Below are 24588 nucleotides of genomic sequence, written 5' to 3'. Positions count from 1 at the left end.
GGTTCAAGACTGTATGCCGCCATCCCGCCCCCAAAGGGCAGCCTGGCAGCGTATCTGTTAGCTGGTTTTGAACAAAATAGTGCTGAACGATACCATCGTTCCCCCCGGTCACCAAGCGGCAATGCATGGCTATCCCCCAGCAACGGCGGCCATGCCGGCGTTGCTGGCAGCTATTGTCGATGCAGGTGAAATATTGCGATACTGGCCACGCCACCCCCATGGGTACCCACTCCCGCAACGGCCACCCGGCCCTACCCCGACGATAGCCATGCTCAGAGAAACCCTCATCGCCATGCGCGATCTGCCCCGTCTGAAACAAATCAGCGGTATTTTGTTCCGCCACGGGCTGGGCGAGTTCGCGCAGCGGCTACGGCTGCCACGCGCGGTAGAGAAGGCGGGCGAGTGGCTGAACATCACCCTGCCCGACCCGGCCAATGCCATACCGGCCCCCATACGCGTGCGTCGTGCCTTCGAGGAACTGGGGCCGACCTTCATCAAGCTGGGCCAGATCCTGTCTACCCGCGTGGATGTGTTCGGCCCGGAGTGGATTACCGAGTTCGAAAAGCTGCAAAGCACCGTACCGCCGATAGGCGACGGCTTTCTGGATGCTCTGCTGGAGCAGGCACTGGGCTGTAAGCCGGACGAGGTATTTGCCGAATTCGAGCGCAAACCTATCGGCTCGGCGTCTATCGCCCAAGTGCACCGAGCGCTGCTGAAAGATGGCACCGAGGTGGCGGTCAAGCTGCGCCGCCCGGGCATTGTAGAAAAGGTAGAGGCCGACCTGCGTATCCTGGAGCATATTGCGCACCTGATCGAGCTGGAGTTTCCCGACGCGCGCCGCTTCCAGCCATCCGAAATCGTGGCGCAGTTTTCGCGCTCGTTACGGCGCGAGCTGGACCTGGCGGTAGAAGCACGCAATATGGAGCGCTTTGGCAAGGACTTTGCCGGTGACCCGCATATCCGCGTGCCTGCGGTGTACTGGGACTACACCCGCCCGGCGGTCAACGTACAAGACTATATCGCCGGCTGGTCGGCTACGCCGGTAGATGCCCTGCCGGCGGCTGGCCTGTCGCCGCCGCTGCTGGCCAAGCGCGGCGCCGACGCAGTGCTGAAGATGATCCTGATCAACGGGTTCTTTCACGCCGACCCGCACCCCGGCAACGTGATTTTCCTGGCCGACAACCGCATCGCCTTCATCGACTTTGGCATGGTGGGCCGGCTGTCACACAAGCGCCGTGACGAAATCGTGGACATGTTGGCCGCACTGGCCGAGCGCAACGAACGCGGCATGATGAACGTGCTGCTGGAGTGGACCGGCAGTACGCCGGTAGACGAAGAACAGTTTGCCGAGGATATCGGCGAGATCCTGTTCCAGTACGACCATGTGCCGCTGAAAAACCTGAACATCACCCAGCTGATCAACGACATCATGGCGCTGATCCGCGACCACGGTATTTTGCTGCCGCCGGACATGGCCATGCTGTTCAAGGCACTGATCACGCTGGAAGGCCTGGGGCGCCAGCTGGACCCGGATTTCCAGCTGGTGGAGCACCTGGCCCCGTTCGTCAGACAGCTGATCCTGGCACGCTACGACCCGCGCAACCTGTTCAAACGCGGCAAGACCACGGTCACCGAGGGCCTGGGCATGCTGGCCAACCTGCCGGGCGACATCATCCGCCTGGGCAAGGACATTCGCCACGGCCGCTTCCGCATCAACCTGGACCTGAAGCGGCTGGAGCAGTTTGGCCACCAGCTGGACAAGAGCGTGAACCGGCTGACCATGGGCATTGTCACCGGCTGCCTGATTATCGGCTCGTCCATCGTGATGACGGTGAAGGGCGGGCCCACACTGTTCGGCCTGCCGCTATTTGGCTTCCTGGGCTTTATGGCGGCGTTTTTCAACAGCATGTGGCTGATTTGGTCGATATGGCGTGCCGGAAAGCACCTGTAAGCCCTGCGGCCAACCTTGACGCAATCCACTGATCTGCCTGGGTTTTATCCCTTGCCAAAGCGCAGCCGCCACCCCCAGGGTGGTAGCGGCGCTTTATTAGCATTTGCTATCAAAAAAGGCTAAGCCCTGCCGCCATGCTGCCGATATAAGCACATCGGATCGCCTCTCTTGCCCACCCTACGGCGCAGACAGGCCAGCAGGAGAACAGCCATGAGAATCGATAGCCTGTCGCTAGACCTCAGCAGCCAGCATTACCTGGAACAGACCCACAGCACGCAACAGCGCCTTACCTTCTGGCAGGAAGGCGCACGGCAAAGCGGCCCGCAAGAGCAGGTAGACATCAGCGAAAGCGGCCGCCGCGCCGCCGCCCAGCAAGCCAACCCGGCTACCGCCATTGGCCAGCGCCTGGCCCAGAGCGACCCCAGCCAGGCCGCCAGCGAGGTGCAAGCCAGCGATAGCCCGCTGGAAACCGACCTTAGCCCCACGCTGTCCTTGCTGCGCAATATCCTGGAATCCACCTTCGGCATCCGCATCGACCTGTCCGACGTCTACCCGATGGACAAGGAGCACCTGCAGGCGGCAGCCCAGCAGCAGGCCATGCAGGGCGAGGCGCGCGACAACAGTGACCAGGCCGCACCGCGCCGCGAACAGGGCAACGAAGACTGGGGGCTGCGCATCGAGCGCGAAACGCGCTACAGCGAGCAGGAATCGCTGCAGTTTTCCGCCAGCGGCAACATCACCACCCGCGACGGCCGTAGCCTCAGCTTCCAGCTGGACGTCAGTCTGCAACGCAGCTTCTCGGTAAGCAGCACAGAAACGCTGAACTTCGGCGCTGCCGCGCGCGACCCGCTGATGATCAGCCTGGGTAGCGACGCCGGCACGCTATCGGGCGCCACGGTGCAGTTCGACATCGATAACGACGGCAAGAAAAACACGCTGCCAGTACCGAAGAACGGCGGCTGGCTGGCGCTGGACCGCAACGGCAACGGCAAGATCGACCAGCAAAACGAGCTGTTCGGCCCGCAAAGCGGCGACGGCTTTGGCGAGTTGGCCGCACTGGACAGCGACGGCAACGGCGCCATCGACGAGGGTGACCCGCTGTTTGCCCGCCTGCAGCTGTGGCAAGGGCAGCAAGACGGCCAGGATCAGCTGAGCAGCCTGATGGACGTGGGCATCGGCGCGCTGTTACTGCCGCACGTGGACGCCGCGTTCCGCCACACCGATGCGGCCAACCAGACCGTGGCGCAGATGCGCAAGGCGGGGGTGTACCTGACCGAAAGCGGCCAGGCCGGGCTGATTTCGCAAGTAGACCTTACCGCCTGAGCCGCGTGCGTTAGCAACAACAAGGGCGGCCTGCCTACGCAGGCCGCCCTTGTTGCCATGGCTACCGCGCGGTATATCAGGCGGTGGGCGCCAGCGGCGCGTAACCGGCCATGAACACGTCCACCGCCGCCGCTACCGCCCCGGTAATAGCCTCGTCGGACGGCATGTCGCGCGCCCCCACGATGAACCACTCCATGAACTCGGCCTCCAGCAAGGCCAGCAGGTGCACCGCCGCCGTCCACGGTTTGGCCTGGCGCAGCCGGCCAGCCTGCATCTGCCCTTCCAGAAACGCGGCCAACTTGCCCCAGCCAATGGCCGGGCCATTATCAAAGAACAGCTGGCCCACGCCGGAGCGCCGCCCCTCGCCCAGCACGATACCGCGCAAGGCGGCGATTTCCGGGCTGAGCAGGTTGCGCAGCATCTGCTCGCCAAAACGCAGCAAGGCCGCGCGCAAGTCACCGTCGGCCGTCAGCCGCGCGTGCGCCTGGCTCATGCGCTCTTCCGCCAGCGTTTTCATCACCATCAGGAACAGCTCTTCTTTCGACGGAAAGTAGCTGTACAGCGTGGCCTTGGAGCCACCGGCGCGGCTGGCAATTTCTGCCATCGACGCCGCTTCGTAGCCCTTCTCCATGAATACCTCGGCCGCAGCATCCACGATGCTCTGGCGCTTTGCTTCGGTCTTGACGCGCATACTCACCCCAATACTGAACCAGTCAGTTCAATTTTCTATTGACAGCCATTGTACACCACGATTATAACTGTACCGTACAGTTTAATTATTGAGCGAGATCATGAACCAGACCCTTCCCGCTTTCCATGCGCGCACCCGGCTGGCCCTGCTGCTAGGCGCCGGTAGCCTGCTGGCCGGCTGCGCCAGCGTTCCCGACCTGCCCGCCAGCCCCACCCTGCTACCGGCCAGCCAGTTGCAAAGCCAGCAGACGCTGCCGGACAGCCACGGCGAGTGGGCGGGCGAGCACTGGTGGCAACGCTATCAGGACCCGCAGCTGGACCAGCTGATGCAGGAAGCGCTGGTGCAGTCGCCGTCGCTTGCCAGTGCCCGCGCCCGTCTGCTGCAAGCCGAAGGCCTGGCACAACAGGCCGGCGCCGCCCAGCAGCCCGGCATCAGCGCCAACGGCGACTTCACCCGCCTGCGCCAGAGCCTGAATAACGGCATGCCGGCCGCCTTTGTACCACCCGGCTTCAACACCAGCAGCCGCGTGGCGCTGGACGTCAGCTACGAGCTGGACTTCTGGGGCAAGAACCGCAGCGCCATCGCCGCCGCCAGCAGCGAACAAGCCGCCGCCCAGGCCGAACTGGCGCAAAGCCGGCTGCTGCTCACCACCGCTGTGGCCAGCCAGTACGCCGAGCTGGCGCGCCTGTTTGCCGACCGTGACGCCTGCCAGCAGGCGCTGAAAGTACGCAGCCAGAGCGAAGGCCTGATGCGCGAACGCGAAAGCCACGGCCTGGAAAACCGCGCCAGCGTGGCCCAGGCCGCCTCGCGCCGCGCCGCCGCCCAAGCCGAGCTGCTGGCTGCCGAAGAAGCCATCACCCTGCAACGCCAGGCCCTGGCCGCCCTGCTGGGCGCCGGCCCCGACCGCGGGCTGGCACTGCAACGCCCGGCGCTGAATGTCAGCCAGGCACAAGCGCTGCCGGCTACGCTAGCGGCCAACCTGATCGGCCACCGCCCCGACCTGGCCGCCGCCCGCCTGCGTGCCGAAGCCGCCGCCAGCCGCACCCAGGTCGCCCGTGCCGGCTTCTACCCCAACGTTAACCTCAGCGCCTACGTCGGCGCCCAGAGCCTGGGGCTGGACGCGCTCACCCGTGGCGGCGCCGGCATTGCCGGCTTCGGCCCGGCCATCAGCCTGCCGCTGTTCCGCCAGGACGCACTGCAAGGCAGCTACCGCAGCGCACGCGGCGAATACGACAGTGCCGTGGCCAGCTACAACCAGACCCTGCTGCAAGCGCTGCAGGACATCGCCCAGGCCTACACCCGCCAGCAAGGGTTGGCCGCACAGCTGGCACAGCGCCAGCAGGCCACCGAGGCGGCCGAGCGGGCATGGGAGCTGACCCACGACCGCTACCAGGGCGGCCTGGCCAGCTACCTGGACGTACTGAATGCCGAAGACAGCGTGATTGCCGCCCGCCGCACGCTAACCCAGCTGCAAAGCCAGCAGGCACAGCTGGACATCGCCCTGACCAAGGCCCTGGGTGGCGACCATCACCCGGCCTGAACCGACAAAACCGATTGAGAGAAAGCACATCATGAGCGAACACACCCAAGCCCTGCCCGCGCAGGACATTCCGGCCGATGCGGCCAAGCCGGCGGCACGCCGCAAAACCCTGTTTGCCCTGCTGGGCGGCGTGGTCGCTGTCGGCGCGCTGGCCTACGGCAGCTACTGGTATCTGGTGGCGTCCCACCACGTCAGCACCGACAACGCCTACGTGGCCGCCGAAATGGCGCAGCTGACCCCCGAAGTGGGTGGCACCGTGCGCCAGGTATCCGTGGTGGATACGCAGGCCGTCAAGCGCGGCGACGTGCTGGTACTGCTGGACGATACCGACGCCCGCCTGGCGCTGGCGCAAGCCGAAGCCGAGCTGGCGCGCGCCCAGCGCCGCGTACAAGGCTATCTGGCCAGCGACGAGGGCCTGGGCGCCCAGGTACAGGCCCGCGCCGCCGAGCAGGTGCGCAGCCAGGCACAGCTGGTTTCGGCGCAGGCCGAGCTGGAACGCGCGCGGCTCGATTACAACCGGCGCCAGGCACTGGCCAAGAACGGCTCGGTGTCCGGCGAGGAAGTCAGCAACGCCCGCAGTGCGCTGAACGTGGCCGAGGCGGCGTACCAGGCCGCCGAAGCGGCCGCCAAGCAGAGTGCGGCCAACCTGCGCGCCGCCGAAGGCAGCCTGAAAGCCAACCAGACCCTGACCCGCGACAGCAGCGTGGACACCAACCCCGAAGTGACCCTGGCACGCGCCAAGCGTGACCAGGCGCGCGTGGACCTGGCGCGCACCGTGATCCGCGCGCCGGTAGACGGCGTGGTGGCCAAACGCCAGGTGCAGCTGGGCCAGCGCGTACAGGCCGGCAGCGCCTTGCTGTCGGTAGTGCCGCTGCAGGCCGTACACGTGGACGCCAACTTCAAGGAAGGCCAGCTGCGCACCGTGCGCATTGGCCAGCCGGTCACACTGAAGGCCGACCTGTACGGTAGCGAGGTGGAATACCACGGCAAGGTAGCCGGCCTGGCTGGCGGCTCCGGCGCGGCGTTTGCCACCATCCCGGCACAAAATGCCACCGGCAACTGGATCAAGGTAGTGCAGCGCGTGCCGGTACGCATTGCACTGGACCCGGCCGAGCTGCGCCAGCACCCACTGCAAGTGGGGCTGTCGATGACCGCCACCATCGACACGCGTAGCGAATAAGGAAGCCGCATGTCTGCGCCCAACTCCCCACCCGCCCCAGCGCCGATTGTGCCACTGCAAGGCGGCCAGCTCTGGCTGGCGGCCCTGCTGCTGGCCGCGGCCAACTTTGTAGCCGTGCTGGACACCACCATCGCCAACGTGTCGGTACCCAATATCGCCGGCAGCCTGGGCGTATCGTCCAGCCAGGGCACTTACGTCATTACCTCCTACGCGGTAGCCGAGGCCATCACCGTGCCGCTGACCGGCTGGCTGGCCGCACGCTTTGGCACCGTGCGGCTGTTTGCCGGCGCGATGATACTGTTCGGCGTGTTTTCGCTGCTGTGCGGCATGGCTACCTCGCTGGAAATGCTGATCCTGTTCCGCGTGCTGCAAGGCCTGGCCGGCGGGCCGCTGATGCCGATGTCGCAGACGCTGCTGCTGCAGATTTTCCCCAAGGAAAAAGCCGGCGCCGCCATCGGCCTGTGGAGCATGACCACGCTGGTGGCACCAATCATGGGCCCCATTCTGGGTGGCTGGTTGTGCGACGAAGCCAGCTGGCCGTGGATCTTCTACATCAATGTGCCCATTGCCATTGCCTGCGGCTACTTTGGCTGGGGGCTGCTGAAACGCTACCAGAGCCCGCTCATGAAGATGCGCTTTGACACCATTGGCCTGGCGCTGCTGGTGCTGTGGGTGGGCGCGTTCCAGATCATGATCGACGAAGGCAAGAACCTGGACTGGTTCGGCTCGCCCGTCATCGTGGGCCTGGCGGTAGTCAGCGCTATCGGCTTTGCCGCCTTCATGATCTGGGAGCTCACCGAGCGCAACCCGGTAGTGAACCTGCGCGTATTCCGCCACCGCGGTTACTGGGTGAGCGTGGCCACCATCTCGCTGGCGTTCGGCTCGTTCTTTGGCGCCACGGTGCTGACGCCGCAGTGGCTGCAGGCCTATATGGGCTACACCGCCACCGAGGCCGGCCACGCCACCGCCATGAGTGGCATCCTGGCGGTGCTGGTGGCCCCGCTGGCGGCGCAGCTATCGCAGAAGATGGACCCGCGCCCGCTGGTGTTTGCCGGCGTGATGTGGCTGGGGGCGGTCACCCTGTACCGCAGCTTTGCCACCACCGACATGGACTTCTGGCAGGTGGCGCTGCCCTTGCTGCTCCAGGGCCTGGGCATGCCGTTTTTCTTTGTGCCGCTCACCGGCCTGGCCATGGCCAGCGTGAAGCCGGAAGAAATGGCGTCGGCGGCCGGCCTGATGAGCTTTATGCGTACACTGTCCGGCGCCTTTGCCACCTCCATCGTCACCACCGCGTGGGACGACAAGGCCAGCCACTACCATGCCGAACTGGCGGCACTGGTAGACAGCAGCCCGCAGGCGCTGCAGCAGCTGGGCAATGGCAGCATCGAGTCGGGGCGGCAGCAGCTGGGGCAGCTGATCCAGTCGCAAAGCATCATGCTGTCTACCAACGAGCTGTTCTGGCTGTCCGGCCTGTCGTTTGTGCTGGCCGCGTGCATGATCTGGCTGGCACCGCGCCCTGGGCGCATGGCCGACACCAGCCAGGCGCACTAGGGCCGGTTAACACCTGGCGCAAGGTTGGCCGCAGGATGCGCCCAAGGCCTGCCGGCATTGCCGGCAGGCCATGCATTTTTCCAGCCCGCCACGGCCCACCCGGGCCCCTGCACGCATACCCGCACCGCGACCCCATGCGGAGCGGGCAATACAACAGCTCCGGAAATTAATGAGAATTATTCTTGATAACAGTAATGAGAATGGATATCATCCACACATCGAATCAATCAATGCAGGAGTGGGTGACATGAACGCCATGCTGGTAGGGGCAGATACTTTGGGCAATATCCCGGGCGTGCTGGACGAGTTCGGCATCAGCATCCACAAACACCTGAGCGGCCGTAACAGCTCGCACCAGCGCAAGCTGGACCGCCTGCCAGCCGGCACCGACCTGCTGATCCTGTTTACCGACTTTCTGGGCCACAACGTGATGAAGCACTTTCGCGAGCTGGCCAACGAAGAAAAAGTGCGCTTTATCGCCTGCCGCCGCTCGGTGTGCTCGCTGAAGCAGCAGCTGAACTGTGTCGGCTTTACCGAAAAACAGCACTGTGCCAGCTGCCCCAATGCCTGCCAGAAACCCTTCAGTGGCGGCAAGGCACGCAAGCACTAAGCCGCCTGCCAGACACAACCGCGTCCGTACGCGGACGATCACTTCTTATGGATGGGATGCGGCTCGATGTGATACGGCCAGCGGCGGGTAGCACGCTGGCCGTCTTTTTAGAGAGCATCGTCTGCGGCCAAGCTGGCCACCTGCCCTGCCCTTATTCGTTGCGGGCGCGGCGGATGCCGCTGCGCAGCTGCTGCATTTGCTGGCGGAAATGCCGGCAATTGCGGCACAGCAGCAGGTGAAACGACAACCGTACCTGCTCGCCGCGGCCAAGCGGGCGGTCCATGCCATCGGAAATCAGGCGGCTAGCCTGTTTGCAGCTCATCCCCATCACGCCCCCTCCTGCTGAAACCAGCGTAGCTCCAGGCATTCGCGCAAGCTCATGCGCGCGCGGTACAACATCACCGAGCAGTTAGTCGCTGTAATCGATAAGTTCTGACAAATATCGGCAATGTCCATATCCATCACCTCGCGCATGGCAAACACCATGGCGGTGCGCTTGGGCATGGCCTGCGCGCAGTGCTGGTATACCTGCCAGAACTGCTTGGCCAGCAGGCCTTCCTCTGGCACACCCCAGGCGCGCACAGCCTGCTGCCACGCACCCTGGCCATCGAACAGGCCGTCCAGGTCGGACAGGTCGGTGTCTTCGCTCAGGTCGGTGGCTACCTCGCGCTGCTGGCGGCGTATGGTATCCACCAGCTTGAAGCGCAGTATGGAGATAAGCCAGGTACGCACGCTGGCCTGGCCGGCAAAACGCGCCCGCCCCTCCAGTGCGGCCAGCAGGGCTTCCTGCACCGCGTCTTCGGCGGCAGCCTGGTCTTGCAGCTGGGCGCGGGCGTAACGCAGCAGGAAGGGGCGCTCGGCTTCTATCTGTTCGGGGCTGGCGCTCATGGGCTTCCTTAACGGCGAATGCAGAAATCGACCGCCTCGGACAGGCGCTCGACCGCAATGACCTCCAGGCCTTCTATGTCCTGGCGCGGCTTGTTGGCCGCCGGCACGATGGCGCGCTCGAAGCCCAGCTTGGCGGCTTCTTTCAGGCGCTCCTGGCCGCGCGCCACCGGGCGCACCTCGCCAGACAGGCCCACCTCGCCAAACACCACCAGTTTCTCGGGCAGCGGCTTGTTCCGCAGCGACGACACCATGGCCAGAATCACCGCCAGGTCGGCGGCCGGCTCATTGATCTTCACCCCGCCCACCGCGTTCAGGAACACGTCCTGGTCGAAGCAGGCAATGCTGGCGTGACGGTTCAGCACCGCCATCAGCATGGCCAGGCGGTTTTGCTCCAGGCCCACGCTCAGGCGCTTGGGCTGAAAACCGTGCGCGTCGTCCACCAGCGCCTGGATTTCCACCAGCAGCGGGCGGCTGCCCTCTTGCGTCACCAGCACGCAGGAGCCGGACACGTCGTCGCGGTAGCTGGACAAGAAAATGGCCGACGGGTTGGACACGCCGCGCAGGCCGCGGTCGGTCATGGCGAACACGCCCAGCTCGTTGGCCGCACCAAAGCGGTTCTTGATGGCGCGGATCATGCGGTAGCTGGAGTGGCTGTCGCCCTCGAAATACAACACGGTATCCACGATGTGTTCCAGCACACGCGGGCCGGCCAGCGAGCCTTCCTTGGTGACGTGGCCCACCAGGATAATGGTAATGCCGCTTTGCTTGGCGATGCGCGTCAGCTGCGCCGCGCACTCGCGCACCTGCGATACCGAGCCGGGCGCCGACGTCACCTGGTCGGAATACAGCGTCTGGATGGAGTCGATCACCGCCACTTCGGGCATTTCGGCCTGCAGCGCCGGGATGATGGCTTCCAGGCGGATTTCGGACAGCAGCCGCACGCGGCTGGCGTCCACCGCCAGGCGGCTGGCGCGCAGGGCAATCTGCTGTGGCGATTCCTCGCCGGACACGTACAGCACCTTGCGGTTGGCACCGATGGTAGCCAGCGCCTGCAGCAGCAGCGTGGATTTGCCAATGCCGGGGTCGCCGCCCAGCAGGATGACGGCCCCTTTCACGATGCCGCCGCCCAGTACACGGTCCAGCTCTTCGATACCGCACGATTCGCGCGGCACTTCGGCGGCCTGCACTTGCGATAGCTGCTGCACCGGCTGGGTTTGCGTGGTCCAGCTCTGGAAGCGGGCGTTGGCCGCAGCCGCAGGCGGCGCGGCCACGGTTTCGGCCAGGCTGTTCCAGGCACCGCAGTGCGGGCACTGGCCTTGCCATTTGGGCGAAGTGCCACCGCACTCGCCGCATTGATATTGCGTCTTGAGTTTTGCCATGGGGAGATTATGAGCCAGTACGGCGGTCAGGTCACGGCAGCCTGCTCACCCGCGTAGCGGGCAGCTAGTGGGTGGCGGCCGGTTTGGCAGGGGCTGGCGCTGGTTTGGCCGCCGGGGCGGTGCCATTTTTCTCGGCTTCCAGGTCGTTCAGGATATTCAGCAGACGGTTGTCAGTGGCGCTAGGCGCGGCTTTGTCGGCATTTTCAGCCTTCTCGGCCCCGCGCACGGTAGACAGGATGGAGTCAATCAGCGGGTCGTGCTTGGCCAGCTCTTCCGCCTCTTCATTGGTAAGCACGCGTTTGCCTGCTGGCGCTGCCGGTGCCGCCGCGGCAGCACCGTGCGCCGGGGCGGCGGTACTGCCGTGCGCAGCAGGGGCCGCTACAGGCTGATCACTTTTTTTTTGAGCCGGATCCTCATGCGTGGCACTACCCGCCGCTGCGGGCGGTGCCGACGCTTCCGCCTCTGGCGGCGGCGGCGTCGGGTCGGGCGGCGGGGTCACGGTTTCCAGCTTGTTTTTGGTCATGTACTCGTGCATCTCGCGCCAGCCGGCATACACCTGCGCCTTATCTGCGTCGGGGTTACGGTTGTAACACTCCTCCAGCGAACGGCCCGTCTGCCGGCAAGACGCACCTACCGCCTTGTTGGACTCGGCCGCCAGCCCGCTGACATTCATGACCCAGTTGCAACCGGTGAGCAACACCAGCATGGGCAGTAACAGATAAGCCCGCATTCAGTATCCTTATGCAATAGTGCGCAAATCCAGCACCGTGGTTTCGCCGCTGCGGCCACGGCTGGCGCCGCCCAGCCAGTACAGCATGTGCGGCACCAGGTCGGCCAGGTTGCCACGCTCGCTCTTGGCTTCGCCAGGGTGCGTGCGCGTGCGCTGCGGCGAGTTCACCGGGCCTGGCACCAGCAGGTTTACCCGCAGGTTGGGGTACACATCCCATTCGGACGCTGCCACCTGCATCAGGTAGCCCACGCCGGCCTTGGACGCGCCAAACGCGCCCCAGAACGCCCCCGGCTGCTGGCCGTGGGTTTCCCCGACAAACACCACGCTGGCATCGGCAGCGGTGGTGAGCAGCGGCATGCAGGCCCGGGTCAGCGCAAACGGCGCTACCGTGTTGATGCGGTACTGGTTCATCCACTCGTCAATGCGCTGGTCCACCAGCGGCGACAGCGCGTAAAAATGCGCGGCGCAGTGCACGATGCCATCGAGGCGGCCTACCGCGTGCTTGATCTGGTAGGCCATGGTGTTGAAGTCGTCATCGCTGGCCTTGAGCAGATCCAGCGGGATGGCTACCGGCTCCGGGCCGCCTGCCGCGACGATCTCGTCGTATACCTTTTCCAGGCCTTTCACGCTGCGCGCCAGCAATACCACGGTAGCACCGTGGGCGGCGGCGGCCAGTGCCGTTTCGCGGCCTATGCCCTGGGTAGCACCGGTAACCAGCACCACGCGGCCGGCCAGATAATCTTTTTCAAACGTTTGCGTCATTCTTTTTAGTCCAGTCCTGCATGAGGGTTCGGGCGGCTGTCACACCACTGCGTACAGCCCCTTCCAGTGTGGCCGGGTAGTCGGCGCACAGCCAGTCGCCCGCGAGATAGGCGGATTCTACGCCAAGTCGCACTGCCGGGCGTGCCAGGCTAACGTTGGCCGCAAAAGTAGCGCGCTGCTCGGTAATCTGCCAGTGCTGTTTCAGCGGCGGCAAAGCCGGCACATGGCGCTGCATTTCGCCCAGCACCGCAGCCAGCAGCGCGTCGCGCGCCAGCGTGGCGTGCGCGCCGTCGGCACTGATCACCACCGACACCAGCCCCGGCTCGCCGCTTAATGCCTGACGGTCGAACCACCATTGGCCCACGCCGCTGGCCTGGCCGGTCATCACGGCGGGCAGCCGCACCCTGCCCTCAAACTGCAGGTACAGGGTAGTTATCGGCTGGTATTGCCACGCCTTGAGCAGCGCGCTCAGCGGCGCATGATCCAGCAAGGCGGCGGCGTGGTACGGCGCTACCGCCACCAGCACGGCATCGAAATACTCGCCATCCACGCGCCAGCCACCGTTTTCGGGCTGCAAGGCTGCCACGCGCTGGCCCAGCCGGGTAGCCACGCCCTGTGCGGCCAACCATTGCAGCGCGGGGTCGACAAACAGCGCAGAGAGATCCACGCGTGGCAGCAGCAGCTGGCTGTCCCGCGCCGACGGCGCACCCAGGCTGTCGCGCAGCACATTGGCCAGCAGCTGCATGGACGCCTGCGCCGGCGGCGTATTGAGCGTGGCCAGAATCAGCGGCTGCCAGAAACGCTGCAGCAGCGCCTCACTCTGGCCGTGTGCAGCCAACCATGCCTGCGCCGGCGCATCTTGCCCGATTTGCCAGCGCTGCCACCTGAGCCAGGTCAACAGCCGTGCCAGCGCCAGCTTGTCGCGCCAGCGCAGGCCACGGGCGGTGAGCAGGCCCGCCAGCAAGTGCAGCGGCGCAGGCCAGGCCGGGCAGCGCATGGCCATGCCATCTACCTGCTGCCACACCAGCGGCTGTGCGGCCAACTGGGCGTCTACATCCACGCCCACCGTGCGCATCAGGCGCAGGCATTCGCGATAGGCACCGATCAGGATGTGCTGGCCGTTATCCAGCGCCATGCCACCCAGCGGCACACGCCGCGCGCGCCCGCCGGCGGCTTTGCCGGCCTCGTACAGCACCACGCGGGCCGCCGGGGCCAGCTCGATGGCTGCCGCCAGCCCGGCCCAGCCGGCACCGATAATGGCAACGCGTGGGGTCAAGGCTTGTAGCCGAAGGTGGCGGTTTTCCACGCCAGCCACAGCTTGCGGCCGGGGGACAGCGACAGGCGCTGGTTCAGCACCTTGCGCGGGCCATCCAGCTCGATTTCGTCCAGCGTGGCGCGGTAGATGGCCGCCATTACCAGGCCGATGCGCTGCGCCTTGCGGTCGGCCGCCGGCAACAGCTGCCAAGCCTTGTGGTAGCTTTCGCGCGCGCGCTGGATCTGGAAGCGCATCAGCGCGTCAAACTCCGGCGACTCTTTGTAGGCCATGATGTCGGCGGCGGGTACGCCAAAGCGCTGCAGGTCTTCCACCGGCAGGTACAGGCGGCCACGGCGCGCGTCTTCGCCCACGTCGCGGATGATATTGGTCAGCTGGAACGCCAGCCCCAGCTCGTGCGCGTATTTCAGCGTGGCGCGGTCGGTGTAGCCGAAAATCTGCGCCGACAGCTGCCCCACTACGCCGGCCACGCGGTGGCAGTACAGCTGCAGGTCGCTGTAGCGGCTGTAGCGCGGCACGTCCAGGTCCATCTGCATGCCGTCGATAATCTCGGCCAGCCACGCTTGCGGCAGGTCGAACGCCGCCACGTGCGGCTTGAGCGCCTGCATCACCGGGTGCGTGGGCGTGCCCTCGTACAGCGCCGCCAGCTCGGTGCGCCACCACGCCAGCGTGGTACGCGCCACGTTGTCGTCGTGAATCTCGTCGACCACGTCGTCCACCTCGCGGCAGAAGGCGTACAACGCCACCATGGCATCGCGCTTGTCGGCCGGCAGGTAACGGAAACTGCTATAGAAGCTGGAGCCGCTTTTCGCCGCTTTGTCTTCGCAATATTGTTGGGGGGTCACGCCCGCCTCCTCTTTTTGCTGTACGGCGCGCTAAACGCTTTCCAGATAATGTACAGCCAGTCTTTCCACACCAGCACCGGGCGCTGCGTGAGCACATCGCCACGGGCGTCGTGAATCTTTTTCAGTATGCGCTCGCCACCCAGCACAATCATGCGCAGCTCCAGCCCCAGGCGGCCTTTGAGCTTGAGCGCCAGCGGCGAGCCGGCTTCCAGCATGGCCAGCGCACGTTTCACTTCTTTGTCCATCAGCATGGGCCACACGCCGCCGGCATCGCGCGCGGCGATCTGCGCCTCGGCCACGCGAAAACGCGCCAGGTCCTCCTGCGGGATATACACGCGGCCTTTGTCCCAATCTACCGCCACATCCTGCCAGAAGTTGATCAGCTGCAGCGCGGTACAGATGCCGTCCGACATGGCCACGCTGCGCGGGTCGTGCTCGCCGTACAGGTGCAGCATCAGCCGCCCCACCGGGTTGGCCGAACGGCGGCAGTAGTCCACCAGCTCGGCAAAATTCTGGTAGCGCGTTTTTTCCACGTCCTGGCTAAACGCCGACAGCAGGTCGTAAAACGGCGCCAGTGGCAGCGTGTACTCGGCGATAACCCCCGCCAGGCGCTGCATCAGCGCCGTGTGCGGCGCCTGCCCGGCCTCGATACGGCCCAGCTCGTCGCGTAGCGCCTGCAGTGCGGCCAACCTTTGTGCCGGCTGGGCGTCGCCCTCGTCGGCAATATCGTCGGCGTAGCGGGCAAAGTGGTAGATGGCGTGTACCGCCCGGCGCATGCGCCGTGGCAGCAGGATGGAACCCACCGGAAAGTTTTCGTAATGCCCTACCGACATGGCACGCACCTGGCAGAATCAAAGCGCGCATTATAAAGGCAAGAAGGCGGCAAACCGCAGCAGCGGCCGTTTATCGAAAAAAATGCAGCGCCACGCTTGACACACCCAAAACGGGCGTCTATTATGCGCCCCACGTTGTGACCAACACACAACGCGGTAACGCCTCAGTGGGGGTATAGCTCAGTTGGGAGAGCGCTTGCATGGCATGCAAGAGGTCAGCGGTTCGATCCCGCTTACCTCCACCACTAACAGACAAAAATCTGCCGCAAGGCGGGTTTGATGGATAAGTCCCCATCGTCTAGAGGCCTAGGACATCGCCCTTTCACGGCGGTAACCGGGGTTCGAATCCCCGTGGGGACGCCAAGACAAAAGCCCGTTGCGCAAGCAGCGGGCTTTTTGCATGGTGCACAAGCAGCGCCCCGCCCACAGCTACCAGCCACGCGGGCAGCCCACCCCCTTCAACAGGCGCGCATGCTCGCCACTCGCTTTTAGCTGCTGCAAACCACGGTTGAAATCTGCCAGCAAGGCGGCACTGGCCGGCTGCCGCCTGGGCAACAATAAATGGGTAGTAAAGCGATCGGTGAGCAAGCGCGGGTGAACCTGCAGTTTCTCGGCCTCGGCCGGGCGAAAATGCCGGGCCAGCAAGTAGCACGCCACATTACGCTCTATCGGCACCACCTCCACCCGCCGCGCCAGCAGCTTGCGCAAAGCCAGCAGATCATCCGGCGTGGCATCCCCTTGCAGCCGGCCCTGGTGCAGCAGCTGCCACATTTCGGGCGTGTAGGTGTAATTGGCAATAATCGCCAGGCGGTAAGGCTGCAGGTCCGCCAGCGTATTCCAGTCAAAGCGCATGTCACGGCGATGCACAAACACCCACTGCTCGACCAGCACGGTATCGCTAGCAAGAAAGCGGGCATTACGCTCGGGGTTATTCCCCCAGTACGCCGTAGCATCCCAACGGCCGTTGGCGCTTTCCTCCAGCGCCCGCGTCCACGGCATGAACTGGTATTCCACCTGATGACCCGCCAGCGCAAAGGCACGGCGCACAATCTGCAGCGCCACCCCCTGATCCGGCCGCGCCTGCGTGGCGTAGGGTGGCAGCTCGCCGGTAGCAATACGCAAGGCCAGGCCGTGCGCGCACGGCAATAGCAGCAGCAAGCATGAAAGTACCGGTTTGAGCATGGCGCATCCCGAATGGCATCCGGCACTATCATATCGAAATTTTGCACAAGCCATCACGGCAGCGGCGTGCCGGCAGCAAAAAAGCACGCCACCCAGCGGCACACAAAACAAAAGGTTGGCCGCGACACCGTGACGGCATGCGGCCAACCTTGCGGGCGCGGTAAACGTTGGGCTTCATTTCATTCAGCCCATGCTACGCGCTAGCTCAGCCACCAATCCAACAGCGCCAGCCCCAGCCAGTTACCCATCACCAAGGCCACCGCCAGCACCATGCAGTTTTCCCCCAGACGCCGCCGTGCCGCCACAATCGCCAGGCAGCCATACAATACAGACATCAACAAACACAGTAGCGCCTCCGCCATGCTGGCAGACACAGTAGCTCCCTGCTGACGCGCCAGCCACACCACCCCGGCCACACCCAACAAGTTTAGCAACACCACCCAGCCCACCGCCCGGTACCACCTGCTTTTTTCCATGGCCATCCCGATCAAAACAGCAGCGTACCCGCCCAGCCACGCGCAGTCTGTTGCAACAAGGCCTGGGTGGGTAACCAAACGTTAAAGCAAGGTTGGCCGCCATACCGTGAAAGTATGCGGCCAACCTTTCATTTTTTCGTGCAATGACATAGCAGGTCTTGAATCCGCTACGCGGATGATAGTTACAGCCGGTTCCGCCCGTGACCGAGCGAGACAAGCGTAGCGTCGCGAGGGAATAAGGCAGGAAGGGGGCGGGTCGCCGCCCCCTTTCATCCCCCCTCGCCCCCGCGGTCCGCGAAACCCCGGCAAAAAGCCCACCGCAAGGCGCTGCCGAACTCGCCCTACGCTAACGGCTCCGGGCTCAAACAAATCGGCCGCTTGCGCGTGCGAATCTTTGATTCGCTCAGCACAATCCTTGCGGCAGACTTTTTACCGGCGCTCCCCAAGGGGGCATGGGTCGCAGCACAAAGTTGGCCGCAGTACCGTAAATGTTTGCGGCCAACCGCACAGGGCGCAGTGAACGTTGGGCTTCATTTACATGGTGGGCACAACCTCCGGTTTTTGCCCACCCTACGTCAAACCACTACCGCACCGGCGCCGCCACATCCCGTTGGCGCGAGCCGGGTCAAACGGTTTGCCCCAGGTTTTAAGACGCCGATTTGTCTGAGCCCCGCGCCGTTAGCAAGGGGCGAGTTCGGCGGCGCCTGGGGCGGGCCGTTTGGCACGGGGTTTCGAGCAGCCCCGGGTCGCCTTTTCTTTGGGTACTTTCTTTTGGCGAGGCAAAAGAAAGTACCCCGCCGCCGCGCGGAAAGCGGCATGCAATTACGCCGCGCAGCGGCACACAAAACAAAAAGGTTGGCCGCCATACCGTGACGGCATGCGGCCAACCTTGCGGGCGCGGCAAACGTTGGGCTTCATTTCATTCAGCCCAATCTACACGCTCTCAAATCAAAATCAATAATCAACTCCACAATCTTCTCATTTGGTACGCAAGCACCTCCGCCGTAAAAATTGAAATACAACGGATCGCCTTCCAAACCAAATTTTTCCCGAAAAACAAAAAACCACAAACTTAAAATATATCTACTTAAAGAAACAGGTTTCGCCAAAAATTTAACAATAACAGGCTTCAGCCTTTCCCTGCAAAAAACAACGAATTCTTCAACACAAAATCCCGTACTAGTCAAAGCAAACTCAGGAACATCAAAGTTTAAACGACCTTGCCCATAAGCGGCATCAAAGAAAGTGTCGTAGGCATGAGGGCCTCTATTGATCTCACAACGATTTCTATCAATCACATTTGCGATTGATCTTGATCTCACCAAATCAAACCAAGAATACATCGATAGCTCTGGTTCAATTTTTTTAAAGAAAGCAACAACACCATCTTGTGCATTTAAGACACCCTGATCAAACCATTCCTCATGCCCATCAAATCTAGTACGATGATAAAATGCAACATCAAACATAGCATCAGGGAAATTAGCAATGCCAAGGTAACTCATAAATATGAAGTGCAATCTCTCATCAAGAAATTCACAATATTCAACACTACTAGGCAAGACGGCCGGCCAATCACGCTCGACCATATTAGCTATCGCAGCATAATCAACGCCATAGAAAATTGACAGCGACCTGATTGCATCTTGATAATTATCGCAGCTCAAATAATTTCTCATAAATTACCTAACCACATAAAAAACCCCCGCCACCTTTCGATGACGGGGGTTTTATCACGAATGACAACGCGCTATCAAGCCAACTTAGCGAGCTGCGCCTTCACCTTCTCCAACTTGTCATTCAGCTCTGCCAGCTGCGCCTTGTCGCGCTCTACCAGATGCGCCGGGGCTTTATCGATGTAGCCCGGTTTCTCCAGCTTGGCGGTGAGCTTGGCCAGCTCCGCTTCCACCTTGCCCTGCTCTTTGGTGAGGCGGGCGGTTTCGGCGGCTTTGTCCACTTCCACCTTCAGCATCAGGCGGGCGTTGCCGGACATGGCTACCGGCGCGTCATCGGCTGGCAGGGCGGCCACGATGCTGCCTTCGGTCAGGCGGGCCAGCAGCTTCAGGTAGGGCACGAAGTCGGCGATGCTGGCGTCGGCGGTTTCGATGAACAGCGGCGCTTTTACCGCCGGGCCGATGCCCATTTCGCCGCGCAGGTTACGCACGGCGTTTACCATGTCCTTGAAGGCGTCCATGCGCGCGTTGGCCGCGGCATTGATCTTCTCCGGCACGGCGACAGGCCACTGCGCCAGCATGATGCTGTCGGTGTGCTTGGCGTTGGCCAGCGGGGCCACGGTTTGCCACAGCTCTTCGGTGATGAACGGCATCAGCGGGTGGGTGAGGCGCAGGGCGACTTCCAGCACGCGCACGATGGTGCGGCGGGTGGCGCGCTGCTGCGCTTCGTTACCGGTTTGCAGCTGTACCTTGGCCAGCTCCACGTACCAGTCGCAGTACTCGTTCCAGATGAATTCGTAGATGATCTGGGCGGCCAGGTCGAAGCGGTAGGTTTCCAGCGCGTTGGTCACGTCGGCTTCGGCTTGCTGCAGGCGGCCGATGATCCACTGGTCGACAAAGCTGAATTCCAGCGGCAGGGTTTCGTCCTGGCCGCAGTCTTTGCCTTCCACGTTCATCATCACGAAGCGGGTGGCGTTCCACAGCTTGTTGCAGAAGTTGCGGTAGCCTTCGGCGCGTTTGAAGTCGAAGTTCACCGAGCGGCCCAGCGTGGCGTAGCTGGCCATGGTGAAGCGCAGCGCGTCGGTGCCGTAGGCCGGGATGCCGTCCGGGAACAGCTTTTCGGTGGCTTTGGCGATGGCCGGGGCTTTTTCCGGGCGGCGCAGGCCGGTGGTGCGTTTTTCTACCAGCGGGCCCAGCGCGATGCCGTCGATCAGGTCGACCGGGTCGATGACGTTGCCTTCCGACTTGGACATCTTCTTGCCTTCGTGGTCGCGCACCATGCCGTGGATGTAAACGTCACGGAACGGTACTTTGCCGGTGAAGTGCTTGGTCATCATGATCATCCGGGCAACCCAGAAGAAGATGATTTCGTAGCCGGTGACCAGCACGTTGCTGGTAACAAAGGCGTTGAGATCCGGCGTGTCTTGCGGCCAACCCAGGGTGGAGAACGGCACCAGCGCGGAGCTGAACCAGGTGTCCAGTACGTCCTGTTCGCGACGCAGGGTCTTGCCCGGCGCTTTGGCCTGGGCTTCGGCTTCGGTGCGGCCAACGTAGATGTTGCCGTCTTCGTCGTACCAGGCCGGAATCTGGTGGCCCCACCACAGCTGGCGGCTGATGCACCAGTCCTGGATGTTGTTCATCCACTGGTTGTAGGTGTTGACCCAGTTTTCCGGGATGAAGCGCACTTCGCCGCTGGCCACAGCGTCGATGGCTTTTTGCGCGATGGACTGGCCGGTGGCGTCGCCCTCGCCCACTTTGCTCATCGCCACGAACCATTGGTCGGTGAGCAGCGGCTCGATCACGGTACCGGTACGGTCGCCGCGCGGCACCATCAGTTTGTGCGGTTTGGTTTCCAGCAGCAGGCCCTGGGCTTGCAGGTCGGCCAGCATGGCTTTGCGCGCGTCGGCGGTGGACAGGCCAGCGTAGGCGGCCGGCAGCTCGATGCTGCCCTGGGCGCTGCCGTCAAAGCCGAATACTTGCGCTTTGGCCAGGATGGTGGCGTCCAGGCTCATCACGTTGATCAGCTGGGTGCTGTGGCGCTTGCCGACTTCGTAGTCGTTGAAGTCGTGCGCCGGGGTGATCTTGACGAAGCCGGTGCCGAATTCTTTATCCACGTATTCGTCGGCAATCACCGGAATCTGGCGGCCGGTAAGCGGCAGCTCGACCAGCTTGCCTACCAGGTGGGCAAAGCGTTCGTCGGTGGGGTTCACCGCCACGGCTACGTCGCCGAGCAGCGTTTCCGGGCGGGTGGTGGCCACGGTGATGAACTCGTCGCTGCCCACTACCGGGTATTTGATGTGCCACATGTGGCCGTCTTCTTCCTCGGAAACCACTTCGAGGTCGGAGATGGCGGTGCCCAGCTTGGCATCCCAGTTGGACAGGCGCTTGCCACGGTAGATCAGGCCTTGCTCGAACAGGCGCACGAATACTTCGGTGACCACGTCGGCGCGCACGTCGTCCATGGTGAAGTATTCACGGCCCCAGTCTACCGAGCAGCCGACACGGCGCATCTGGCTGGTGATGGTGCCGCCGGATTTTTCTTTCCATTCCCATACCTTGGCGGTAAAGGCGTCGCGGCCCAGGTCGAAGCGGCTGATGCCCTGCTCGGCCAGCTGGCGCTCTACCACGATCTGGGTGGCGATACCGGCGTGGTCGGTACCCGGAATCCACACCGTGTTGTCGCCCTTCATGCGGTAGTAACGGGTCAGGCCATCCATGATGGTCTGGTTGAAGGCGTGGCCCATGTGCAGGGTGCCGGTCACGTTGGGTGGCGGCAGCTGGATGGCAAAGGACGGCTTGGTGGTATCCATGTGCGGCTTGAAATAGCCGGACTGTTCCCATTGATCGTACCAGCGACGTTCGATGTCGCCCGGCTCGTAGCTTTTGGCAAGTTCCATGGTCATGGTGTGAATTCGGTCGTAGTGAGGCAAAAATGACTGAAATTATAAACCGATCTGCTGCACTGCGTCCCGCTTGCTGCCATGAAGCATTATCAGATCACACGTTGGCCGCGACAATGCTCACAAAAGCCATGTATATATGATTGAACAAAACCGTTTTCTACATGGCCCGCCACCTGGCGGCTGCAACCTGGCCCAACCGAACCCCATGCCCAGCAACAAGATCTTACTGGTAGAGGACAACACCTCTGTCTTGCGCACCATGCAGCGCATTATCGAAAACGACGGGTTTCCCGTGGTGTGCGCTACCACCTTGCGGGAGGTGGAAAGCATTCTTGCCCAAGGCCGGCATCATTTCATGGCCTGCGTGCTGGACTACTGCCTGCCGGATGCGCCGGATGGCGAAACCCTGCCTATCGTGCTGGCCAGGAAGATCCCTACCATTGTGCTGACGGCGCGCAGCGATATGGAAACGCGCGAAAAAGTGTTGCTGCAACCGGTAGTGGACTACGTGCCCAAAGACACCCCGGCCGCGTTTGAGTACACCATCAAGATGATACGCCGCATCCACCACAACCCCGGCATACGCGTGCTGGTGGTGGATGACTCGGCCACCATCCGCGGCTACCTGCGCCAGCTGCTGCGCCGCCACCTGTACGAAGTGCTGGAAGCCCCCGAAGCCGATACCGCGCTGCGCATGCTGCGCGACGACCCGACCATACGCCTGGTGCTGTCCGACCACGACATGCCGGGCAAAAGCGGCGTGGTGATGGTCAGCGAGATCCGCCGCTTTCGCAGCCACGAAGAGCTGGCCATCATCGGCATTTCTGCCAGCCAGGACCCGGCCATGACCGCCCGCTTCATCAAGGCCGGCGCCGATGATTACCTGAATAAACCGTTTAACCACGAAGAGTTTTTCTGCCGTGTCACGCGCAACGTGGAGTTTGTGGAAAACTTGCGCGCGCTATCGCGCGCCGCGCACGAAGACCCGCTGACCGGCCTGCCAAACCGCCGCTATTTCTTCGAAAATGTGCTGAAGCAAACCCAGCCATTTGGCGTGGCCATGGTAGATATCGACCACTTCAAACACATCAACGACCGTTTTGGCCACGACATCGGCGACCTGGCATTGAAACGGGTGGCCGACCTGCTGCGCGCCCAGTTCCCCGGCAAGCACATCGCCCGCTTTGGCGGCGAGGAGTTTGTCATTCTGGCGCAGGCACGCAGCGAACAGGACATGCTGGCCGCCATGGAAACCTTCCGCGCCAGCGTAGCCGACGCGGTATTCCCCACCAGCCGGGGCGAGCTGCGCTTCACCTTGAGCATAGGCGTAGCCGCGGGCCTGCCGGATGTCAGCGCCCTGCTGAAGCTGGCCGACGAACGCCTGTATATGGCCAAGAGCCGCGGCCGTAACCAGGTGTGCACCGGCTAAGCCCGGGCTGCCATGAAAAAACCCGCCAGCGTGCGTAATGCCAGTCAGTTAACGCTGACTGGCGCTTTTTTTGGCTAGGGGTTTGTTGTGTTTGAAGAGTGCTATTGTGTCCGCGATGCGGACGATGATTAGATGCCGGTTCCGCCCGGCAAACGGGAAAGGGGGGCGGATTGCCGCCCCCTTTTCATTCCCCCGCAACCCGGGGCTGCTCGAAACCCCGATCAAAATGGCACGCCCCAGGCGCCGCCGAACTCGCCCCTCGCTAACGGCTCGGGGCTCAAACAAATCGGCGTCTTAAAACCTGGGGCGCACCATTTTGACCGGCTCGCGCCAACGGGATGGAGCGCTACACTCACGCCCTCCTACCTGATGGCCAAGCACATTCGCCTAACTGACTGGCATTAGCCAGCGTGCGGGTTTTTTCATGGGTCAACACGGCCTGTCAGGCCGCCTTGTTCAGCACCCAGTCCAGCCAGCGCGTAGGCAGCAGGCGCTTGAGGTACCAGAACACATGGGTGGGCGTGGTGACACGGTAGCGCGCGGCCGGATGTGCTGCAGCCAAAGCCTGCTCCACCTTGGCCAGCACCGCCGTACCAGGCAGCGTAAACGGGGCGGCGTGGCCTTCTTTCTTCAGGCGTTGCAACTGCTTCTCGTAGCTGTCGCGGTGCACGCTGCCCTGGATGTCCACGTTTTGCAGGAATTTCTGCAGCGCATTGGGGCGAAAGCGGCTTTCGATAGGCCCCGGCTCGATCAGGCTGACAAAAATGCCGCTGCCGGCCAGCTCCAGCCGCAGCGTGTCGCACAGCCCTTCCATGGCGTATTTGCTGGCGTTGTAGGCGCCGCGGTACTTCATGGCGGCAAAGCCCAGCACCGAGCTATTGAACAGGATGCGGCCATGGCCCTGGCGGCGCATCACCGGCAACACGGCGTTCATCAGCTCCCAGGCACCAAACAGATTGGTTTCAAACTGCTGGCGCATGGCCTGGCGGCTGATGTCTTCCACCGCACCGGGCTGGCCGTAGCCGGCATTGTTGAACAGGGCGTGCAGCGTACCACCACTGCGCTGCAGCACTTCATGCAGCGCAGTGCGTATGCTGTGGCTATCGTCTACATTGAGTTGCAGCGCATCGATAAAACCCTGCGCCTGCAAGCTGGCCACGTCTTCGGCGCGGCGGGCGGTGGCAAACACACGCCAGCCCTGCGCCTGCAGGCCACGCGCCACGTCCAGGCCTATGCCGCTGGAGCAGCCGGTAATCAGGATGTTTTTTTGTGTCATCGGTTGAACCAGTTAAAAGGCGCGCCGGTCAAATCGGCGCATATGTAACAATATGTACATCGCGCCGGGCGGTACGTTTCCTAACAAAACCGG

21 protein-coding genes and 2 tRNA genes are annotated in these 24588 nt (G+C 63.2%); 9 read left to right on the top strand and 14 right to left on the bottom strand.

Features of this window, described 5'->3' with window-relative positions; genetic code table 11:
* The first annotated feature begins 268 nt into the window (after positions 1 to 268).
* Together PQU95_RS11120 and PQU95_RS11115 are read left to right on the top strand one after the other, a co-directional pair.
* Positions 269 to 1951, top strand: a complete 1683-nt coding sequence (locus PQU95_RS11120) for an ABC1 kinase family protein (protein ID WP_272752067.1) — start codon at positions 269 to 271, stop codon at positions 1949 to 1951.
* Positions 1952 to 2161: 210 nt separating this feature from the next.
* Positions 2162 to 3274: an SPM autocatalytic domain-containing protein gene (locus PQU95_RS11115; protein WP_272752066.1), complete on the top strand. Its 1113-nt coding sequence runs from the start codon at positions 2162 to 2164 to the stop codon at positions 3272 to 3274.
* A gap of 76 nt (positions 3275 to 3350) precedes the next feature.
* Here PQU95_RS11115 and PQU95_RS11110 read toward each other — a convergent pair whose 3' ends face one another.
* A complete protein-coding gene (locus PQU95_RS11110; protein WP_272752065.1) occupies positions 3351 to 3965 on the bottom strand; it encodes a TetR/AcrR family transcriptional regulator in 615 nt (204 codons plus the stop codon).
* Between the two features lie 100 nt (positions 3966 to 4065).
* Here PQU95_RS11110 and PQU95_RS11105 point away from each other — a divergent pair, with 100 nt between their 5' ends.
* The 4 genes from PQU95_RS11105 to PQU95_RS11090 all read left to right on the top strand — a co-directional run bounded on the left by PQU95_RS11105 (position 4066) and on the right by PQU95_RS11090 (position 8846).
* Positions 4066 to 5505 (top strand): efflux transporter outer membrane subunit, encoded by a 1440-nt coding sequence (locus PQU95_RS11105; protein ID WP_272752064.1) that lies wholly within the window; start codon positions 4066 to 4068, stop codon positions 5503 to 5505.
* A gap of 31 nt (positions 5506 to 5536) precedes the next feature.
* The gene (locus PQU95_RS11100) at positions 5537 to 6685 is read left to right on the top strand and encodes an HlyD family secretion protein (RefSeq protein WP_272752063.1); all 1149 of its coding nucleotides are present in this window, start codon (positions 5537 to 5539) and stop codon (positions 6683 to 6685) included.
* Between the two features lie 9 nt (positions 6686 to 6694).
* The gene (locus PQU95_RS11095) at positions 6695 to 8236 is read left to right on the top strand and encodes a DHA2 family efflux MFS transporter permease subunit (RefSeq protein WP_272752062.1); all 1542 of its coding nucleotides are present in this window, start codon (positions 6695 to 6697) and stop codon (positions 8234 to 8236) included.
* 247 nt (positions 8237 to 8483) lie between these two features.
* On the top strand, positions 8484 to 8846 hold the full coding sequence (locus PQU95_RS11090; RefSeq protein WP_272752061.1) for a DUF2325 domain-containing protein: 363 nt from the start codon (positions 8484 to 8486) through the stop codon (positions 8844 to 8846).
* Positions 8847 to 8997: 151 nt separating this feature from the next.
* Here the strand turns inward: PQU95_RS11090 and PQU95_RS11085 are convergent, their stop codons facing one another.
* The 8 genes from PQU95_RS11085 to hpnC form a co-directional block, all read right to left on the bottom strand.
* On the bottom strand, positions 8998 to 9168 hold the full coding sequence (locus PQU95_RS11085; RefSeq protein ID WP_272752059.1) for an anti-sigma factor family protein: 171 nt from the start codon (positions 9166 to 9168) through the stop codon (positions 8998 to 9000).
* Between the two features lie 5 nt (positions 9169 to 9173).
* Positions 9174 to 9734: a sigma-70 family RNA polymerase sigma factor gene (locus tag PQU95_RS11080; RefSeq protein ID WP_272752057.1), complete on the bottom strand. Its 561-nt coding sequence runs from the start codon at positions 9732 to 9734 to the stop codon at positions 9174 to 9176.
* 8 nt (positions 9735 to 9742) lie between these two features.
* Positions 9743 to 11113, bottom strand: coding sequence for a DNA repair protein RadA (gene radA / locus PQU95_RS11075; RefSeq protein ID WP_272752056.1), 1371 nt, complete (start codon positions 11111 to 11113; stop codon positions 9743 to 9745).
* A 64-nt stretch (positions 11114 to 11177) separates the two neighbouring features.
* Positions 11178 to 11843 carry a hypothetical protein gene (locus PQU95_RS11070; protein WP_272752055.1) on the bottom strand — a complete coding sequence of 222 codons (666 nt, stop codon included), beginning with the start codon at positions 11841 to 11843 and terminating at the stop codon, positions 11178 to 11180.
* 9 nt (positions 11844 to 11852) lie between these two features.
* Positions 11853 to 12605 (bottom strand): SDR family oxidoreductase, encoded by a 753-nt coding sequence (locus tag PQU95_RS11065; protein ID WP_272752054.1) that lies wholly within the window; start codon positions 12603 to 12605, stop codon positions 11853 to 11855.
* A complete protein-coding gene (gene hpnE / locus PQU95_RS11060; protein WP_272752053.1) occupies positions 12589 to 13881 on the bottom strand; it encodes a hydroxysqualene dehydroxylase HpnE in 1293 nt (430 codons plus the stop codon). The genes PQU95_RS11065 and hpnE overlap by 17 nt, the downstream gene beginning before the upstream one ends.
* Positions 13878 to 14723, bottom strand: a complete 846-nt coding sequence (hpnD, locus tag PQU95_RS11055) for a presqualene diphosphate synthase HpnD (RefSeq protein ID WP_272752051.1) — start codon at positions 14721 to 14723, stop codon at positions 13878 to 13880. The genes hpnE and hpnD overlap by 4 nt, the downstream gene beginning before the upstream one ends.
* Positions 14720 to 15556, bottom strand: coding sequence for a squalene synthase HpnC (gene hpnC / locus PQU95_RS11050; protein ID WP_272752050.1), 837 nt, complete (start codon positions 15554 to 15556; stop codon positions 14720 to 14722). Before hpnC ends, hpnD begins: the two co-directional genes overlap by 4 nt.
* A gap of 169 nt (positions 15557 to 15725) precedes the next feature.
* On the opposite strand from hpnC, the gene PQU95_RS11045 reads away from it, so the two are divergent.
* Positions 15726 to 15801: transfer RNA gene (locus PQU95_RS11045), tRNA-Ala, on the top strand.
* A 42-nt stretch (positions 15802 to 15843) separates the two neighbouring features.
* Positions 15844 to 15919 (top strand) — tRNA-Glu (locus PQU95_RS11040).
* A gap of 66 nt (positions 15920 to 15985) precedes the next feature.
* Here the strand turns inward: PQU95_RS11040 and PQU95_RS11035 are convergent.
* The 4 genes from PQU95_RS11035 to PQU95_RS11020 form a co-directional block, all read right to left on the bottom strand.
* Positions 15986 to 16738, bottom strand: a complete 753-nt coding sequence (locus PQU95_RS11035; protein WP_272752049.1) for a substrate-binding periplasmic protein — start codon at positions 16736 to 16738, stop codon at positions 15986 to 15988.
* 200 nt (positions 16739 to 16938) lie between these two features.
* Complete coding sequence (locus PQU95_RS11030; protein ID WP_272752048.1) at positions 16939 to 17214, bottom strand: hypothetical protein; 276 nt, start codon at positions 17212 to 17214, stop codon at positions 16939 to 16941.
* Between the two features lie 923 nt (positions 17215 to 18137).
* The gene (locus PQU95_RS11025) at positions 18138 to 18881 is read right to left on the bottom strand and encodes a hypothetical protein (RefSeq protein ID WP_272752047.1); all 744 of its coding nucleotides are present in this window, start codon (positions 18879 to 18881) and stop codon (positions 18138 to 18140) included.
* 86 nt (positions 18882 to 18967) lie between these two features.
* Positions 18968 to 21784, bottom strand: coding sequence for a valine--tRNA ligase (locus tag PQU95_RS11020; protein ID WP_272752088.1), 2817 nt, complete (start codon positions 21782 to 21784; stop codon positions 18968 to 18970).
* Between the two features lie 211 nt (positions 21785 to 21995).
* On the opposite strand from PQU95_RS11020, the gene PQU95_RS11015 reads away from it, so the two are divergent.
* Positions 21996 to 23219 (top strand): response regulator, encoded by a 1224-nt coding sequence (locus tag PQU95_RS11015; protein ID WP_272752046.1) that lies wholly within the window; start codon positions 21996 to 21998, stop codon positions 23217 to 23219.
* Between the two features lie 442 nt (positions 23220 to 23661).
* Here the strand turns inward: PQU95_RS11015 and PQU95_RS11010 are convergent, their stop codons facing one another.
* A complete protein-coding gene (locus tag PQU95_RS11010; RefSeq protein ID WP_272752045.1) occupies positions 23662 to 24495 on the bottom strand; it encodes an SDR family NAD(P)-dependent oxidoreductase in 834 nt (277 codons plus the stop codon).
* Positions 24496 to 24588: the final 93 nt, after the last annotated feature.

It is taken from the genome of Vogesella aquatica (genome assembly GCF_028548455.1).
Lineage (GTDB): Bacteria > Pseudomonadota > Gammaproteobacteria > Burkholderiales > Chromobacteriaceae > Vogesella > Vogesella aquatica.
Note: the sequence above shows the minus strand (reverse complement) of the source record. Positions and strands in the feature narration are given on the sequence as shown.